This is a genomic window from Paenarthrobacter sp. NPDC089988 (assembly GCF_044748465.1).
GTDB lineage: Bacteria > Actinomycetota > Actinomycetes > Actinomycetales > Micrococcaceae > Arthrobacter.
Genome location: NZ_JBIVGD010000002.1, coordinates 1 through 16,791, shown reverse-complemented (window position 1 = coordinate 16,791; position 16,791 = coordinate 1). Strand labels below are relative to the sequence as shown.

14 protein-coding genes and 2 tRNA genes are annotated in these 16,791 nt (G+C 64.1%); 4 read left to right on the top strand and 12 right to left on the bottom strand.

Annotated elements, in window-relative coordinates; all coding sequences use genetic code 11:
* The 3 genes from ACIPV6_RS03295 to ACIPV6_RS03285 are packed head-to-tail and all read left to right on the top strand — an operon-like array spanning position 1 to position 2,766.
* Positions 1 to 885: an ABC transporter ATP-binding protein gene (locus ACIPV6_RS03295; RefSeq protein WP_400269535.1), complete on the top strand. Its 885-nt coding sequence runs from the start codon at positions 1 to 3 to the stop codon at positions 883 to 885.
* Positions 885 to 1,787 (top strand): ABC transporter permease, encoded by a 903-nt coding sequence (locus tag ACIPV6_RS03290; protein WP_400269534.1) that lies wholly within the window; start codon positions 885 to 887, stop codon positions 1,785 to 1,787. Before ACIPV6_RS03295 ends, ACIPV6_RS03290 begins: the two co-directional genes overlap by 1 nt.
* Positions 1,788 to 1,842: 55 nt before the next feature.
* Entirely contained in the window at positions 1,843 to 2,766 is a 924-nt protein-coding gene (locus tag ACIPV6_RS03285) for a TauD/TfdA dioxygenase family protein (RefSeq protein WP_400269533.1), read from the top strand.
* 91 nt (positions 2,767 to 2,857) lie between these two features.
* Here ACIPV6_RS03285 and ACIPV6_RS03280 read toward each other — a convergent pair whose 3' ends face one another.
* The 5 genes from ACIPV6_RS03280 to ACIPV6_RS03260 all read right to left on the bottom strand — a co-directional run bounded on the left by ACIPV6_RS03280 (position 2,858) and on the right by ACIPV6_RS03260 (position 8,787).
* Complete coding sequence (locus ACIPV6_RS03280) at positions 2,858 to 3,811, bottom strand: aldo/keto reductase family oxidoreductase (RefSeq protein WP_400269532.1); 954 nt, start codon at positions 3,809 to 3,811, stop codon at positions 2,858 to 2,860.
* Between the two features lie 12 nt (positions 3,812 to 3,823).
* A complete protein-coding gene (locus ACIPV6_RS03275; RefSeq protein ID WP_400269531.1) occupies positions 3,824 to 5,578 on the bottom strand; it encodes a glycoside hydrolase family 13 protein in 1,755 nt (584 codons plus the stop codon).
* Positions 5,579 to 5,651: 73 nt separating this feature from the next.
* Positions 5,652 to 6,548, bottom strand: a complete 897-nt coding sequence (locus ACIPV6_RS03270; RefSeq protein WP_400269530.1) for a carbohydrate ABC transporter permease — start codon at positions 6,546 to 6,548, stop codon at positions 5,652 to 5,654.
* Entirely contained in the window at positions 6,548 to 7,492 is a 945-nt protein-coding gene (locus ACIPV6_RS03265) for a carbohydrate ABC transporter permease (RefSeq protein ID WP_400269529.1), read from the bottom strand. The genes ACIPV6_RS03270 and ACIPV6_RS03265 overlap by 1 nt, the downstream gene beginning before the upstream one ends.
* Before the next feature lie 23 nt (positions 7,493 to 7,515).
* Positions 7,516 to 8,787 (bottom strand): ABC transporter substrate-binding protein, encoded by a 1,272-nt coding sequence (locus ACIPV6_RS03260; protein WP_400269528.1) that lies wholly within the window; start codon positions 8,785 to 8,787, stop codon positions 7,516 to 7,518.
* A 232-nt stretch (positions 8,788 to 9,019) separates the two neighbouring features.
* Here ACIPV6_RS03260 and ACIPV6_RS03255 point away from each other — a divergent pair, with 232 nt between their 5' ends.
* Positions 9,020 to 10,237, top strand: coding sequence for an ROK family protein (locus ACIPV6_RS03255; RefSeq protein ID WP_400269527.1), 1,218 nt, complete (start codon positions 9,020 to 9,022; stop codon positions 10,235 to 10,237).
* Positions 10,238 to 10,261: 24 nt separating this feature from the next.
* On the opposite strand, the gene ACIPV6_RS03250 is transcribed toward ACIPV6_RS03255, so the two are convergent.
* The 7 genes from ACIPV6_RS03250 to ACIPV6_RS03220 all read right to left on the bottom strand — a co-directional run bounded on the left by ACIPV6_RS03250 (position 10,262) and on the right by ACIPV6_RS03220 (position 16,634).
* The gene (locus ACIPV6_RS03250) at positions 10,262 to 11,833 is read right to left on the bottom strand and encodes a Na+/H+ antiporter (RefSeq protein WP_400269526.1); all 1,572 of its coding nucleotides are present in this window, start codon (positions 11,831 to 11,833) and stop codon (positions 10,262 to 10,264) included.
* An 85-nt stretch (positions 11,834 to 11,918) separates the two neighbouring features.
* Complete coding sequence (locus ACIPV6_RS03245; RefSeq protein ID WP_400269525.1) at positions 11,919 to 12,575, bottom strand: NAD(P)-binding oxidoreductase; 657 nt, start codon at positions 12,573 to 12,575, stop codon at positions 11,919 to 11,921.
* 83 nt (positions 12,576 to 12,658) lie between these two features.
* Positions 12,659 to 12,732 (bottom strand) — tRNA-Met (locus ACIPV6_RS03240).
* Positions 12,733 to 12,792: 60 nt separating this feature from the next.
* A tRNA-Thr gene (locus ACIPV6_RS03235) sits at positions 12,793 to 12,864 on the bottom strand.
* Between the two features lie 117 nt (positions 12,865 to 12,981).
* A complete protein-coding gene (locus ACIPV6_RS03230; RefSeq protein ID WP_400269524.1) occupies positions 12,982 to 13,440 on the bottom strand; it encodes a LysM peptidoglycan-binding domain-containing protein in 459 nt (152 codons plus the stop codon).
* A 97-nt stretch (positions 13,441 to 13,537) separates the two neighbouring features.
* Positions 13,538 to 15,595 (bottom strand): DEAD/DEAH box helicase, encoded by a 2,058-nt coding sequence (locus ACIPV6_RS03225; RefSeq protein ID WP_400269523.1) that lies wholly within the window; start codon positions 15,593 to 15,595, stop codon positions 13,538 to 13,540.
* Between the two features lie 382 nt (positions 15,596 to 15,977).
* Positions 15,978 to 16,634, bottom strand: coding sequence for an MOSC domain-containing protein (locus tag ACIPV6_RS03220; RefSeq protein WP_400269522.1), 657 nt, complete (start codon positions 16,632 to 16,634; stop codon positions 15,978 to 15,980).
* Positions 16,635 to 16,791 lie beyond the last annotated feature (157 nt).

Genomic DNA, 16,791 nt, shown 5'->3' with positions numbered 1-16,791 from the left:
ATGACCGCGAAAATCAGCCTGAAAAACGTCACCAAGGAATTCACCGTCCGTGCCACGAAGGGGGCACCCGCATCCCGGCTCACGGCCATCGATGGGCTCAGCCTGGACGTTCGCGACGGCGAGTTCCTCACCTTGGTAGGGCCCAGCGGCTCCGGCAAGACCACCCTGCTGGACCTGTTGGCCGGGCTTTCCACGCCGACCTCCGGAGAGGTCCTGGTGGACGGCAAACCCGTGACCGGCCCCGGCAAGGACCGTGCCGTGGTGTTCCAGCAATACGCCCTCTTCCCGTGGCGGACGGCCTCGGCCAATGTGTCCATTGGACTCGAAGGCAAGGGACCTGACGGCAAAAAGCTGAGTCGCCGGGAACGCGCTGGGAAAGCCAGCGAGTACCTTGCACTCGTAGGGTTGGCGGGCTTCGAGGACCGCTACCCCCACGAGCTGTCCGGCGGCATGAAGCAGCGCGTGGCCATCGCCCGGAGCCTGGCCTACGAGCCCGATGTCCTGCTGATGGACGAGCCGTTCGCGGCCCTGGACGCACAAACCCGCGAGCAGTTGCAGGACGAACTGCTCAGGATCTGGAAAGCCACCGGCAAGACGATCGTCTTCATCACGCACGGCATTGACGAGGCCGTGTACCTGGGCCAGCGGGTCGCCGTGCTCAGCGCGCGGCCCGGCCAGCTCAAGGAGATCGTGGACATCGACATTCCGGACCGCGACGGGGATGAGGACATCCGCTCCAACCCCGCTTTCGTGGAGCACCGCCATCAGGTCTGGACACTCCTCCACGACGAGGTCCGGCGAGCGCAGGATGCCGGACACCGCAAGATCCTGCCGGACGGCAGTGCACCAGACGAACCAACCACCCTTGAAAGGAGCGCGGCCTGATGACAACCACCCTGACGCACGCAGAAACCGCAGCCGCCGCACCCCAGCCGGCTGCCGCCGTCGAACCTTCAGTTCCTTTGGAAGCGGAACGCACGACGCCGGTCCGCGCCGTGGCGCGAAGGGTCACCGCGGTTGCGGGATCGGCGGTGTGGAAGTCCGCAGCCGTCCTTGCCTTCCTCCTGCTGTGGGAACTCGGGCCGACGTACCTGGCCAGCCCTTCCACGCGGGTGTTTCTGCCACCGCTGCATGAAGTCCTCGCAGCCTGGGGCAAGCTGTTCGATGCCGGGACCATCCAAGGGCACATAGCCGCCAGCCTGACACGTTCGGTAGCCGGTTTCGGCGCCGCACTGGTGGCGGGTGTGGCGCTGGGCCTGCTCATCGCCTGGTACGGGAAGCTGAACGCCGTCCTGAACCCGCTGCTGGAACTGTTCCGCAATACCGCCGCGCTGGCCCTGCTGCCGGTGTTCACGCTCCTGCTGGGGATCGGCGAGGAATCGAAGATCAGCATCGTTGCCTACGCTGCGTTCTTCCCCGTGCTGCTCAACACGATCGCAGGCGTGAAGACCGTGGATCCCCTGCTCATCCGGGCCGCACGCTCACTGGGACTGAACAACGTCCGGCTCTTCCAGAAGGTCATCCTGCCCTCTGCGGTGCCCACCATCTTCACCGGTATCCGCATGGCCGGCACCGCGTCCATCCTGGTGCTGATCGCGGCCGAAATGGTCGGAGCCAAGGCCGGCTTGGGCTATTTGATCGTGAACGCCCAGAGCAGCTTCCTCATCCCGGACATGTACGCGGGCATCCTCACTGTGTCCCTGCTGGGGCTTGCCGTGAACTTCCTGTTGGTCGCCCTGGAACGGCATTTCTCCCGCTGGCGCACCGCCGTCGGTTCTACCGCCTGATTTTGTACCCGTGGCACCCCGCCACACCCATCACTGAAAGAAAAGGAAAGAAACCATGACTGTCATTACCGAAACCAAGCTCGAGTTTGCCAAGCTGGGTTCACGCATCGGCGCCGAGATCCGTGGCCTCGACATCTCCGGTGACCTCAGCGCGGAGACCGTCGCACAGATCCGTTCGGCGCTCAACGAGCACAAGGCGCTGGTGTTCCGGGAAGCGAACATCTTCACCGACGAAGCCCAGGTGAAGTTTGCCTCGCACTTCGGCCCTTTGACCAAGGCGCACCCCACGGTGGCTTCGGTTGAGGGCGAAGAGAACGTCCTGCCGGTGGACAGCGAGAACGGTTCGGCCAACAACTGGCACACGGATGTCACGTTCGTAGTGAACCCACCGCAGGCCTCCACGCTCCGCAGCATCGATCTTCCGGCATACGGCGGGGAGACGCTGATTGCCTCCTCGGCGGGTGCCTACCGCGATCTGCCGGAGGAACTGCGCAACTTCGCGGACACTCTCTGGGCCATCCACACCAATGACTACGACTACTCCGTGCCCAAGAACCTGGAGCACGCCAACGCCGAGGAACGCCGCAAGGAGTTCACCCGCCTGAAGTTCGAGACGGCCCACCCGGTGGTGCGTGTCCATCCGTTGACCGGCGAGCGCGGATTGTTCATTGGGGGCTTCGCGCAGCGGCTGCGGATTGTCGGCCTGTCCAACACTGAGTCGAAGGACATCATCCGCTTGCTGCAGGCGTATGTGACGCGTCCGGAGAACGTGGTCCGCGTGAACTGGGAACCCAACCAGGTGGTGCTGTTCGACAACCGGATCACCCAGCACTACGCACCGGACAACTACGACGGCCAGCCGCGCAAGCTGAACCGCGTAACCATCGCCGGTGACATCCCCGTGGGTGTAGACGGCAAACTGAGCCAGTCCATCCAGGGCGATTCGAGCACCTACTCCGTGGTGGCTGACGCTTCGTAGGGGGCCTTATGTGTTGCTGTTGTCACCCAACTGAGTCGCAGTTAAGCCCGTTTTGAGCTCTCATAACGCGCACTACTGCGACTCAGTTGGGTTAAGGGAGGTTGTTTCCGCGGGCCGTGGTCCAGAGGCCGTACCACTCTTCGCGCGACATGGTTGCCGCTACGTCGGCGGCCTGGGCGCACGCTGCGATCCGTCCCGGATTGGTGGTGCCCACCACGGGCGAAATCCGTGCCGGGTGCTTCATGAGCCAGCCGAGCAGGACGGATTCGGGAGTGGCGTTCTTCTCCCCTGCCAGCCGTTCCAGCATTGCGGCCGTCGCCGTATCAGCTGGGTTCAGCCCGCCTGCTCCGGTGTACCGGCCTTGCGCCAAGGAACCGTAGGCCTGGAGCTCAATCCCGTTTGCCATGCAATGCTCCAGTGTCCCGTGCGGAAAGCTGGTTGCGGCGCCCTCGGGATGGTTGACCAGCACAGTGCTCTCCAGCCAATCCCGCTTCAGCAGGCTCATTTCCAATTGGTTGGCCACGATGGGCGTCTCCAGCCGGTCCTGCAGGTAGGCGATCTGCGCACCGGACATATTGGACACACCCAAGTGCCGCACCTTGCCTTCGGCCATCAACTGCCCGACGGCGTCAGCCACCTCGCGCGCGTCCATGAGGGGATCGGGTCGGTGCAGCAGGAGGATGTCCACATAGTCTGTCTGGAGCCTTTTCAGGCTCTGGTTGACCCGCTCCAGGATGGCTTCGCGGCTGAGGTCATAGTGGGTATCCAGCCCCCGCTCCCCGAGCCGGATTCCGCACTTGGTCTGTAGCTGGACCGATTCCCGCAGGCCTTGCGAACGGGCGAGGACTTCCCCAAAGACGGCCTCTGATTTGCCGCTGCGGTAGATATCGGCTTGATCGAACAGTTCGATCCCGATCCCCTGTGCGGCTTCGATCACGGCAGCAGCCTGGTCGATCTCCATGGAGCCGTAAGACGTGCCATCCCACGGACCGCCGAGTCCCATGCAACCGTAAATGAGGCGTCCCCGCCCGTTCGTATGAGTCATTGGTGCCGGCGCCTAGGCGTCCCGGACTACCCACGCGGTGGTGTCGGCGGGCAGCTTGCCGTCTTCCAACGGTCCGCTGCTCACGACGACGGTCCCCGCCGGAAGCTCGAAGGCTTCGGTTCCGAAGTTGGTCACCGTCTCCCAGCCACCGTGGCGGCTGAAGTGCAGCACGTCCGGGTTGCCGGTCTCCACCCATTCGAGTTCTTCATCGGTCTGGAGTTCACTGCGGAGGCGAAGTGCCTTGCGATAGAGCTCCAGCGTGGAGCCCTCCACGCCTTCCTGGGTGGACACTGCGTAGTCCTTGAACCAGGCAGGCTGCGGCAGGTGTGCTGTGCCGCCGCCGAAACCGAAGGCGGACCCTTCCGGGGTCCAAGGCAACGGAACGCGGCAGCCGTCGCGGCCGATCTCCACGCCCTTGTTGCGGAAGAAGGACGGGTCCTGGCGCTCGGAGTCGGGAATCTCCGTGACTTCGCGCAGGCCCAGCTCTTCGCCCTGGTACAGGTAGGCCGAGCCGGGAAGTGCAAGCAGGAGCAGTGATGCCGCACGGGCACGCTTGAGGCCGAGTTCAATGTCCAGTTCGGCGGCCGGGGCACCGGCCAGCAGCCAGCCCTTGCCGTCCTGGCCCTTGGGTTCGGTGCCGGTGATGTCCTGCGCTGCGTTGGTTCCCTGGGCTACGGACCCACCCTTCGGCAGCCCGTAGCGGGTGGCGTGGCGGACGACGTCGTGGTTTGAGAAGACCCACGTGGAGGAGGCGCCGGATTCCTTGGCGGCGACCAGGTTGTCCGTGATGATCTTCTTGAACGAGGCAGCGTCGAAGTCCGACTGCAGGAGGTCGAAGTTGAAGGCCTGGCCAAGTCCTTCCGGGCTGGCATAGCGGGCACGGCGGGACTCATGGACCCAGGCCTCGGCGACGGCGGTGCGCGGCGGGTTGTACTCGTTGAACAGCTTGCGCCATTCCGCGTAGACCTCGTGGACTTCGTCGCGGTCCCAGAACGGGTGCGAACCATCAATGAAGCCGTCTGTGTTGTGGGCCTTGGCGGCCAGGTCCGCCTTCATAGGCATCGGCTCGGAGAGGTCCTTGGCCATGCCATGGGCAACGTCGATCCGGAAGCCGTCCACCCCACGGTCTGACCAGAAACGCAGGGTCTTCAGGAAGTCCTCGCGGATTTCCGGGTTTTCCCAGTTAAAGTCCGGTTGTTCCTTGGCGAAGATGTGCATGTACCACTGGCCGGGCGTGCCGTCGGGTTCGGTGATGCGCTCCCAGATGGGCCCGCCGAACACGGAATCCCAATCCGACGGCGGCAGCTCACCGTTTTCGCCGTTGCCATCGCGGAAGATGTAGCGGTTACGGGCTGCGGAACCCTTGGGCGATGCCAGTGCTTCCTTGAACCATTCGTGGCGGTCCGAGGAGTGGTTGGGCACGATGTCCACCACGAGCTTGATCCCCGCGTCGTGGAGGGCAGCGGCCATCTCGTCGAAGTCCTCCAGCGTTCCGAGCTTGGGATCCACATTGCGGTAGTCGTCCACGTCGTAGCCACCGTCGGCGAGAGCTGAGGGGTAGAACGGGCTCAGCCACACGGCGTCGACGCCGAGTTCCTTCAGGTACGGAACCTTGGCGGTGATGCCCTTGATGTCGCCCAGCCCATCACCGTTCGCGTCGTAGAAGCTGCGCGGGTAGATCTGGTACACCGCCGCCTGGCGCCACCAGTTGGGGTCGGCCATGCGGTCGGAGTGGGACAGGTTTGCCTTGGTGGCGGAGGTGCTCACGAAACTCCTTTGATTTAGATTCTAAATTTAGTTCCCGAACCAGTATCTGACGGCTGGCCCGGCAGGTCAACACTCAGCCCTTGACGGCCCCCTGGGTCACGCCGGCCATGACCCACCTCTGCGTAAACAGGTAGGCAACGATCGCCGGAGCCATGGCCATCAAGTAGGACGCAAAGGACACGTGGTAGTTATTGCTGAATTGAGTCTGGAACAGACTTTGCCGCACTGGAAGGGTTTGCAGCGCAGGATCGGAAATGATCAGGGACGGCATCATGAAGTCGTTCCAGGCATAGAGGAAGGCGAAGATCCCCACAGTTGCACTCATGGGTGCCAGCAGCGGGAAGATCAGCCTCCAGAACGTCTGCCACGTGGTTGCCCCGTCGATCCTGGCACTCTCCTCCAACTCCATGGGGATCGAGCGGAGGAAGGCGGTGAACAGGAGCACGCTGAAGCTCAACTGGAACATGGTGGCCAGCAGGATGACGCCGAGGGGATTGTCCAGGCCCAGGCGGCCGGTCAACTGGATCTGCGGCAGGGCCACAACGGGGAATGGGATGAACATAGCGGCCAGCAGGTAGAAGAACGAATACCGGAAGAGGCGGCGGTCCCAGTTCCGGACAATGGCATAGGAGGCGAACGCCGCCAACACAATAGTGGCCACAACTGTTCCCGCGGTCACCAGCAAGGACATGGCCGCACCCACAGGGAAGTTGGTCAAGGTCCAGGCCTGGACGAATCCGTCCAGGCTGAAGGGAGCGGGCAAGGAGAAGGCGTTGCCATCCACCGCCTGGGCCTGGGTCTTGAACGCCATGGACACCGTGACGTAGAGGGGCAACAGGACCGTCACCGCGCACAGGATGAGGATGGTGCTTCCGGACCAGTTGATCCGTTCCGGCTTGTTGGGAGATTTCCGTTCATCAGTCCCGCCAGTGGAGGGGGCTGGGATATCGAGAGTTGCTTGTGTGCTCATCAGAGGGCATTCCGTCCGCGGGTCAAGGAGAGCTGTACGAGGGAAATAAGGATGGCAACCACGAAGAAGATGGTGGCATTGGCCATCTGGTAGGCGTAGTCGCCGCCGTTGAAGCCGGTGATGACGGTCATGGCAATGCTCCGCGTCGAGGTCCCCGGACCTCCGTTAGTGAGCCCCACGATGATGTCGTAGGCGTTGAGGAAGCCCTTGAACCCCAGGATGACGTTGATGACCACGTAGCCGGCCACGAGTGGAAGCGTGATCTTCAGCAATTGCTGGACCTTGCCGGCACCATCGAGTTCCGCAGCCTCATACACGTCACCGGGAACGGCCACGAGACCAGCTATGTAGATCAGCAGGGAACCGGGGACAGCCTGCCAGGCGGTGACCAGTACGACGGCGACCCAAGCGAGGTCCGGATTGGCCAGGAGGCTGCCTTCCAGCCACGGAATCCCGGCGGCCGTGCCCAGTGCCGGGAGCGAATTGGAGAAGAGGAAGTTGAAAACGTAGGCGATGATGATGCCGGAAACCACCATGGGAATGACGAAGACGGTCCGCAGCGCAGACTTCATCCGGACGCGGGAGGTCAGCCCCACAGCCAACAGGAATGCGATCACGTTCACCACGATCACCGTCACGATCGAGAACCCAAAGGTGAAGAGGTAACTCTGCAGGATCGCAGGGTCGCTGAAAATGGCGATGTAGTTGGTCAGGCCCACGAACTCCCAGTCACCGATTCCGATGGAGTCCGTGAAGCTGAAGAAGATCCCGATGACGCCGGGCACGGTGATCGCCAAGGTGAAAAGAACGAGGCTTGGCAGGAGGAACAGGTAGAAGATCGGCTCGACCCGCCGGGTTCGACGGCGGCCGGGTGCGGGATTCGCTTGCGCACTGCGCCCGCTGGCAGGGCGTTTGGATGACGTTGAAGTGGTGAGGACGGACATTTATCTGGCTCCCTGTGTCTGCGCTACTGGCGGTAGGCCAGGCGTGCCCAGTCTGCGTCGAGTGTACGGAGGGTGGATGTGGGGTCTGCGCCAAACACGAGTGCCTGGGTGTAGTTCATGATCGGGATGGTCTTTGGAACCAGCACGGACGGCCCCTGGTACACCTGGGCGTTGTCGTAGTACTTCACCATTCCCTCGATCCGGGGATCGGCAGCGCCGGCCGCATCCTTGGTGGGCGTGAAGCCCAGTTGCGACTGGTTGTAGGCGTCGATGACTTCGGGCCGGTACAGGTACTCCAGGAAGTCACGGGCGGCATCCTTGTGCTGGGACGCCTCCGGAATCCACGCGGCGAGGTCCACGTTGACGCGGACGCGCAGGTCCTGCGGGTTGTCCGTCATGGGAAGCGGAAAGGTTCCCAGTTCCAGGTCGGGAGCCGTCTTGGCCACTTCGCTGAAAGCCCACGGCCCCTGCAGGTACATGGCGGCCTTGCCCTGGGAGAAGGCAAGGTTTCCGTCCCCGTAAGCCCTGCTGGCAGCGTCCTTGTTGACGTACTTTTTGGCCAGGGTCAGCATCTTTTCCACCGGCTGGCCAAAGTCCTTCTGGAACGAAGCCTCGGAGCCGGGCCCAACGGCAGTGCCTTCGGAGGCCAGCTTGTCGAAGAAGCCAAGGGTGTCCACTTGGCCACCCACCGCATAGTCGAACCAGCCCTGGGCGATGGTCCAGTCGTCTTTCCATGTGGCATAGAACGGCGTCACTCCGGCAGCCTTGAGCTTCTCGCACGCGGCAATCAGCTCGCTCCAGGTGGTAGGTACCTTGATGTTGTTGGCCGCGAAGATTTGCTTGTTGTAGATCACCGAGGAAGCCATGACCGAATAGGGCAGGGCACTGGTGCGGCCGGGGTAGGAACCGTACTGGTCCATGAGCGGCTGGAGGTCTTCGCGGACGCGGCTGGCTGCACCCGTGCCCGACAGATCGCTCAACGCACCCCGCTGGACAAAGCGCGAGGTCTCCATGTTGTAGTTTGCCAAGGCGATGTCCGGCGGATTGCCGCGGACAAAGCTTGCCGAGACCACATCGACGCCGGACGTATCCAGCACCACTTCCGTGTGGTCCTGCGAGGCGTTGTACTCGGAGACGAGCTTTGTCATGAAGCCAATCGCTTCGCGCTTGCTGAAGGTGAAGCGGATGGTTTCCTTCCCGTGCTCTCCTGCACATCCCGAAAGAAGGCCGGCAAGCAATGCCAGCCCAAGGCCCATGGCGGCCCAACGTTTCTTGCGTGTCACTTTCACAGACACGTGGTCCTTTCGTCGTGCGGCCCCTCTGCCGCATGCCAACGGGGTGATGGCGCGCGACACCACCCCGGGATTTTAGATAGGAGATAAATTTATTACCTGTCGCAAGTATTGTGTGAGGGCCGCCACACCGTCAAGCTCGAAGACGTAACACGGGGAAGTCTAAATTTATGTACTAAATTTAGAGAGGCCGATACCTCTCTCCACCGGCGGCCAGGAAAGGTGGGAACACACCATGCTCACTGGAACGGCGCCCTCAACCCAGTTGGTACGCAGGCTCAACGCCGGTGCGATGCTCAAGGCCATGCGCGGTGCAGGGGTCGTCACCGGAACCGAGCTGATGGCCCAAACGGGACTCTCCCGGGCAACCGTCATTTCCATTTGCGACGAGCTGGTCCGGCTCGGCTGGCTTCGGGAACTCGAAAACCAGCGCGGCGCGGGCGATTATGTCAAGGGACGCCCGGCCCGCCGTTTCGTGTTCGACGACGGCGCCGCCAGCGTCCTGGGCATCGACATCGGCGCCAACAAGATCACCACGATCGTCGCCGACATGGCCGGAAACCCACTCTCGCAGGTCACCATGCCCTTCCGGACATACAACGTCTCCGCGGCCGAACGCGCCGACGTGCTGGACAAGATCGCGGCCAACGCCTTGCAGGAGGCCGGGGTTCCCGCGGACTCCGTCCTGGCAGTATCCGTTGGCGTGGCCGCACCCGTCAGCCGGGAGGGCGAGGTCCTCACCGTCCAGGAGTTCTGGAAATCCTTCGATGTCCGCCGGATCGTGTCCGAGCGCCACGGCTGGCATGTCCTCCTGGAAAACGACGCCAACCTTGCAGCGCTTGCCGAACGATGGCAAGGGACGGCCCAGGGTGTGGACAACCTGGTGGTCATGCTGGCCGGAGACCGCTTGGGTTCCGGGATCCTCGAATCCGGCCGTCTCCTCCACGGCCAGGTGGGCGGCTTCGGTGAACTGGGATTCCTCAACAACATGGACGGCGTGGGTAACACGTACGGAATCGCGTTCTATGCCACCTTGGCGGGCCGTGAAGCCATGCAAGACCAGGAAGAGACAAGCCTCCGCGGGCTCTGTGGCGGCAACCCGGAAGACCTGACCGCCGAGATGGTCTTCGCAGCAGCGGCCGAAGGAGACGGTGCCGCCCTCAGCGCCCTGGACCGGGTGTCACTGCGCATGGCGAGGGTCATCGGGTCCATCAGCACGTTGGTCAACCCGGAACTCGTGGTGCTCGCCGGAGGGGTGGCAGCCTCCGCGGGGACGTTGCTTCCGGGCATCCAGCAGCACCTGACGGAGTTCACCTTCACTCCCCCGAGGTTGGCCACCTCCACCCTGGGGGAAGGCATTGTCTCGCTCGGAGCCATCCGGCACGCCTTGGACTACGTGGAAGAGCACGCACTGGATCTCTCTCCTTCGTCCCTGCCAAAGCGGGCTTCCTGACACAACCCCGCTGGAGGCTCCGGCCTACTCCGGCATGGACATGGTCCGTAGGTCCAGCTGCCGGAGAACCCGGTCGGCAACCTCCGGATCCGTCCCCGGTTCGTTACGGGCCTGCACAACTTCCAGCCGGGCAGCGTCCAAGGCGATGGTCTGCACCGTGATGGCCAATTCCCGGCCGCGCTCGCGCTTCTCCGCGGCGGACTCATTCTTGAGCGTTCCATCCAGCAACTCGGCGTGCAGGCGGCGCATCTTTTCCTTGACCAGGGCCACCTTCTCCGGCGGCAACTCCTTCATGAGGTCATGCTCCTTGAGTGCCGCCACCGCGGCCGTCTGGGCACGCTTGGCCAGCAACCGGGCCGCGTCCTTCTCGTGCGAGCCGTCCTCGGTGGCTTTGAGGACACGCATGAGCCACGGAAGCGTCAACCCGGGCACCACCAGCGTGGCCAGCAGCACCGCGCAGGCGATCACCAGGATCTCGTGCCGGGCCGGGAAATCGCTGCCGTCCGGAAGGGTGAGCGGAAGCGCCAGCGCCAGCGCCAGGGTGGCAAGCCCCCGCATGCCGCACCACGTCAGGATGAGTACTTCCTTGGGCGTCGTAGGCTGCAGGAGATTCCTGCGCCGGTTGGCGGACAGCGCCAGGAGACCCAGCCAGAGGTAGCGCACCACGAACACCAGCACGCAGATCACCACGGCCATTCCGATCATGCCAAAGATGGCCGTGCCCTCATCCCGGATGACATGACGGATCTCCAGCCCCACCAATCCGAACGCCAGGCCCGTGGCCAGGAGTTCCACCACATCCCAGAAGGCGTTCCGGGTAACCCGCTCGGCGGCGTCCTGCGGGCGGGCGTGGCGTTGCAACTCCAAGGCGGTGACGACGACGGCCACCACGCCTGAGGCGTGCAGCTCTTCAGCCAGGATGTATGCGGCGAACGGAACAACCAACGTCACTGCGCTCCTGGCCACCATGGAGGACACCAGCTTGGTAATGACCTTGGTGAGCCAGCCCATGGCGATGCCGATCAGCACGGCGAGTGCCGCGCCGATGACGAACTGGAGGATGATTCCCGGGCCTACCTCGCTGCCGGCCAGTGTGGCCGCCACTGCCGCCTGGAAGATCACGATGGCGGCTGCGTCGTTGAACAATCCCTCACTCTGCAGGACAGTGATCAGCCGACGCGGCATGTGCACCCGGCCCGCAACGGATTCCACCGCCACAGGGTCCGGCGGCGCCACCATGGCCCCCAAGGCGATCGCCGCCGGAATACCGATCCCCGGGATCATGAGCCAGGCGGCTCCCGCCACTGCTGCGGTGGAGACCACCACCAAGGCCACGGCCATGAGCAGCAACGTCCTCCACCGCACGCGGAACACAGCCCACGAACTCTTCTGCGCCGTGGCGAAAAGTAACGGCGGAAGGAAGATGGGGAGGATCAGTTCCGGGGAAATCTCGAACTCGGGGAACCCCGGAATGAACGTCAGGGCCACCGCCAGCAGCAGCATCAGCACCGGATAGGGAAGGCGGAGCCGGTCCCCCAAACCAACAGCCACCACCGTTGCAAGCAGCAATCCGATAATCAGCGCCAATTGATCCATAGTTCCGCTTTCCCCATGAGTATGTCCGTACTTCAGCGGACCACGCCGCGAAAGTTCCCTACCAACATATCCCGGGGCCAGGGCCTCACTCCCCGGTCAGGGCGTCCACTACGTCCACGGCGCCATCCTTGAACCTGATAGTGCGGTTGACCGTTTCCGGGAGTTCCAGGACCGCCGCGGCCACCAGGGCCACATTGGTCCGGGAAGTCTGCGTGCCGTCGCCCGCGTTCGCTGGATCCACCTCGATCTGTCCCGTCGGAGGCACATCCGTCAGTGTCCCCGGCCCCAAAACCGTCCAGTCCAGCGACGTGCTGCGCAGGTAGTCGTCGGCAGCTGCCTTGGCTTCGGCGTATGCGAAGAAACCGTGATCCTGGGGGACGCCGTGGTCCTTCGCCGCGCCGAGGTAGGAAACCATCACGTAGCGGTTGACGCCGGCTTCGGCAGCCGCGTCGATGGAGCGGATCGCTGCGTCGCGGTCGACGGCATAGGTCCTCGCCGGGTTGCCTCCTCCGGCACCCGCCGACCAGACCACTGCGTCATGGCCCGTGAGCGCCTGGGCGAGTTCCGCCGTCGTCGAACTTTCCACGTCCAGTACCTCGGCGACGGCCCCGGTTGCCGTGACATCCGACACATGGTCGGGATTCCGGACGAACGACGTGACATCGTGACCTTCGCCACTCAGAATCCTGGACAGATGCAGGGCCACCTTGCCGTGGCCGCCAATGATTGCGATTCGGCTCATGCACCCATTCTGTCCCACATCGGCCCCACGCGGCGCGGCAACAAAAAAGGCCCGCAGGTGAAAACCTGCGGGGCCTTGCTCTGTAGCGGTGGGGAGGCTCGATCTCCCGACCTCACGATTATGAGTCGTGCGCTCTAACCAACTGAGCTACACCGCCACGGATGAGAAAAGCCTGCGTCAGCCGGTCAAAACCGCCTTGACGCAGGCCCTCATCCAGAGCCCCCCACCGGAATCGATCCGGTGACCTCGTTCTTACCAAGAACGCGCTCTACCACTGAGCTAGGGGGGCAACGAGTAAATACTCTACCGGAGGTTTTCCGAAGCTCCAAATCGGCGCAAAGACGGGGAAAAACAGCTCCGACACAATTTGCGAACCGGCCAATTTCCTGTTCTCAAAGGGGCCATTTCAGGGCAGACGGAGCACCTGTCCGGGGTAGATCGCGTCCGGGTTCGGCACGGTGTCTGCGTTCGTCGCGATGAGCGCTCCAAGGTCCACTTTGAACTGGGCCGCGATGCCGGCCATGGTGTCCCCTGGCTCCACCACCACCTCCGTGACGCGCGGAGCCACTCGCCCGGCCTGACCGGCCCCCGCAGCGGCCTCCACGGCGGCGTCCTGGCCCGCCTGCCGCACCTCCGGGTCCGAAGGCTCCAGGCCGACGTCGTGCGCCTCCTGCGCGGCCGCCGCGGTGGCTGCCGCCTGCTGTTCGGCCGCCTGCGCTGCCGCGGCCTCCGCGGCCGCCGTGTCCGAGGCGGAAACCTCGACGGCGGCAGCGTCCTCGGCCGCTTGGCGCGCCGTCGACTCCCCGGCAGCGTGGTCCTTGTGTCCCAAACCGAGGTTCTTCTTCACGTTGTCCAGGAATCCCATGGCTCGATGGTACGGCGGGTGCCAGTGGCAGGGAACCCGCCGCGTTAAACGACCCAGGGGCCGGCTCGAAAGCCGACCCCTGGGGATGTTGCTGGGTTTACCACTTGCCCTTGCGGTTGAAGTCGCGGTGGCCGCCTTCGCCGCCGCCGCGGGGCTTGCGGGCACCGTCGCCGTGACCGCCGAAGCGCGATCCGCTCGACTGGCCACGGTCACGGTCGCCGTAGCTGCCGGAGGTACGCTCGCTGTAGGAGCGGCCGCCACGGTCTGCCGAGGAGCGCTCACCATCGTTGCGGCGGAACTCCTTCTTGAAGCCACCGTTGCCCTTGAAGTTTCCGCCGCCACGGCCACCGGAGTAGCCGCCGCGATCGCCTTCACCGCGGGGCTTGCGTCCCGTGTCCAGCTCGAGGTGGATCAGCTCGCCACCAATCCGGGTACGGGACAGGGCGCGCAGCTGCTCGGGGCTCAGGTCCGCGGGGAGCTCAACCAGGGAGTGGTCCGAGCGGATGTCGATGCCACCGATCTGCGAGGACGAGATGCCACCTTCATTGGCGATGGCGCCCACGATCGAACCCGGCATGACGCGCTGGCGGCGTCCGACGGCGATCCGGTACGTGGCGTTGCCCTCGGTCAGGGCTCGGGACGGGCCGCGGGAGTTGAAGCCGTCCTTGCGTTCGCGCTTCTGGAATTCCGGTGCTGCAGGGAGGTCCTTGACCAGGAGCGGCTGGCCACCCTGTGCCATGACAGCCAGGGCTGCGGCGATCTCGGCAGCCGGAACCTTGTGTTCTTCCTCGTAGGAAGCGATGAGGTCGCGGAACAGCGAAACATCCTCGGACTCAAGGGTTTCGGTGATGCGCTCGGCGAACTTGCCCAGGCGCAGGGAGTTGACCGTCTCCGCCGTCGGCAGGTGCATCTGCTCCACCGACTGGCGCGTGGCCTTCTCGATGGCACGGAGCAAGTACTTCTCGCGCGGGGTCATGAAGAGGATCGCGTCACCACTGCGGCCTGCACGTCCGGTACGGCCGATGCGGTGGACGTAGGACTCGGTGTCGTGCGGGATGTCGTAGTTCACGACGTGGCTGATGCGCTCCACGTCGAGGCCACGGGCGGCGACGTCGGTTGCCACCAGGATGTCGATGCGGCCCTCGCGCAGGGCGTCAACCGTGCGCTCACGCTGCTGCTGCGGGATGTCGCCGTTGATTGCGGCAGCCTGGAAGCCGCGGGCCTTCAACTTGTCGGCGAGGTCCTCGGTGGCCATCTTGGTGCGCACGAAGGCGATGACGCCGTCGAACTCTTCCACCTCGAGGATGCGGGTCATCGCGTCCAGCTTGTGCGGGCCCATGACCTGCACGTAGCGCTGGCGGATGTTGGAACCCGTGGAGGTCTTGGACTTGACCGAGATCTCGGCGGGGTCGTTCAGGTACTGCTTGGACATGCGACGGATCTGGCCGGGCATGGTGGCGGAGAACAGTGCCACCTGGCGGGTCTCCGGGGTCTGCTGGAAGATCTGCTCCACGTCATCGGCGAAGCCCATGCGCAGCATCTCGTCGGCTTCGTCCAGCACCAGGTACTGGAGTTCGGAGAGGTCCAGGGAACCCTTGGAGATGTGGTCGATAACGCGGCCGGGGGTACCCACAACAACCTGGGCACCGCGGCGCAGGCCAGCGAGCTGCGGGCCGTAAGCCGAGCCACCGTAGACGGGCAGGACGGTGAAGTCGTCCATGTGCTTGGCGTAGGAGGTGAAGGCCTCAGCCACCTGCAGGGCGAGCTCGCGCGTCGGAGCCAGGACCAGGGCCTGGGTCTTGCGGGAGGGACCGTTGAGGTCGTGGAGCTCGGCAAGCCGGGACAAGGCAGGAACAGCGAAGGCTGCGGTCTTGCCGGTACCGGTCTGGGCCAGGCCAACGACGTCGCGGCCTTCGAGGAGCAGCGGAATGGTGGCGGCCTGGATGGGGGACGGCTTCTCGTAGCCAACATCCTGGAGTGCTGCAAGGACGCGGCCGTCAAGGCCGAGGTCGGAGAAGCGGACGCCTTCCTCTTCGGTTTCGGCAGCGGGGGCGGTTTCAGCCGCAGGGGTTTCGACGGCGGCCGGTGCTTCCGGAGCGTCGCTCACGGTCTCTGCGGTCTCGGCGTCAAGGTTCTCGTTGAGAGTCTCGGGCATGTGGGGAAATTCCTCATCCATAGGGCGTCGGCGCGGCCCGGTTGGGCTTGGCCGCAGTACACGCGAAAGCCCGGCAAGGGTGCCCTGCTTTCGCAGAAGTCCGGCGCTGTCGCAATCCCATGGCAGGACTTCGCGCTGCATCTCTTGGCTGCTATCCCAGCAGTCTGTACAGCGTTTTCTTTAGCCGGCGCTCCCTATGAAAATGCCCGCACACAGTTTGCGGGCCCCAACACTTACCAGTCCTGCCTCAAAAATTGGGCAGGATAAAGGGAATTCCGGAGTGGGGGATGTATCCAGTGTAGGGCACGGGCAGGGTCCACCGCGACCTACACGGCGTCGGAGGCGGTGAGAGCTTGCGCACACCCCTCTGTGTGGGGCGGTGCTAGAGGCCGTTGCGGCGCAGGATTTTCTCGAACTTTGAGTGGTATTCATCCTGCAAACGGATCTCCCCGTCTGCCTCCGCGTCCAACAGTGCCTGGACGATTTCCGGGGTCGGTTCGCTGAACCACTGCCCCACTGTGATGCCGTGTTTGGGGACGAAGAGCCGATGGATGTGGTCGCCTGCCGAAATGCTCCCGGTCTTGACCACCCGCAGGTATGTTCCCACCCGACCCTCGGCGGTGAACCTCTTGACCCACTGCGGTTCTCCCAGCACCCGCTGGAACGTGGCGCACGGAACACGCGGCGAGGTCACCTCAACTTCCAGGTCGAGTCCAATCTTCCAGCGCTCCCCGATCACCGCTCCGGTGGCATCGATGCCTGCAACGCGGAGGTTCTCCCCGAAGATTCCCGGAGGCAGCCCGCGTCCCAGTTCGGCGGACCAGAAGTCGGCATCGTCCTGCGAGTAGGCGTAAAGGGCCTGGTCCTCTCCCCCGTGATCCTTGCGGCTGGCCTGCACATCTCCGTGAAGGCCCAGTTTGTGCACCTTGACGGGCCCCTCCACCGCGCGTTTGTCGATCGCGGTTACGCCCACGCTGCCCTCCGGATCCGGCAACAGTTGGTGGACTCGGCACACGGCAAGAAGGGAGGCGGTGTTCATGGGATCAGTCTACGGAAGCCCCCACCCCAACGCTCTCTCACCGAACGCCCCCTCCCCGCCGGACGCTCGTTACCTTTTTCGTAGCCTGTTTCCTGGTGCAGGATATGGGTGTGCTGGCCTGCCGGCTCCGGCATGATTTTGACGCTCTGTCGCTTGA

Bases quoted from the DNA above. Each gene is read 5' to 3' on its own strand.
- ACIPV6_RS03295 (WP_400269535.1), top strand. From the start codon at position 1: ATGACCGCGAAAATCAGCCTGAAAAACGTCACCAAGGAATTCACCGTC.
- ACIPV6_RS03290 (WP_400269534.1), top strand. From the start codon at position 885: ATGACAACCACCCTGACGCACGCAGAAACCGCAGCCGCCGCACCCCAG.
- ACIPV6_RS03285 (WP_400269533.1), top strand. From the start codon at position 1,843: ATGACTGTCATTACCGAAACCAAGCTCGAGTTTGCCAAGCTGGGTTCA.
- ACIPV6_RS03280 (WP_400269532.1), bottom strand. From the start codon at position 3,811: ATGACTCATACGAACGGGCGGGGACGCCTCATTTACGGTTGCATGGGA.
- ACIPV6_RS03270 (WP_400269530.1), bottom strand. From the start codon at position 6,548: ATGAGCACACAAGCAACTCTCGATATCCCAGCCCCCTCCACTGGCGGG.
- ACIPV6_RS03265 (WP_400269529.1), bottom strand. From the start codon at position 7,492: ATGTCCGTCCTCACCACTTCAACGTCATCCAAACGCCCTGCCAGCGGG.
- ACIPV6_RS03255 (WP_400269527.1), top strand. From the start codon at position 9,020: ATGCTCACTGGAACGGCGCCCTCAACCCAGTTGGTACGCAGGCTCAAC.
- ACIPV6_RS03250 (WP_400269526.1), bottom strand. From the start codon at position 11,833: ATGGATCAATTGGCGCTGATTATCGGATTGCTGCTTGCAACGGTGGTG.
- ACIPV6_RS03245 (WP_400269525.1), bottom strand. From the start codon at position 12,575: ATGAGCCGAATCGCAATCATTGGCGGCCACGGCAAGGTGGCCCTGCAT.
- ACIPV6_RS03230 (WP_400269524.1), bottom strand. From the start codon at position 13,440: ATGGGATTCCTGGACAACGTGAAGAAGAACCTCGGTTTGGGACACAAG.
- ACIPV6_RS03225 (WP_400269523.1), bottom strand. From the start codon at position 15,595: ATGCCCGAGACTCTCAACGAGAACCTTGACGCCGAGACCGCAGAGACC.
- ACIPV6_RS03220 (WP_400269522.1), bottom strand. From the start codon at position 16,634: ATGAACACCGCCTCCCTTCTTGCCGTGTGCCGAGTCCACCAACTGTTG.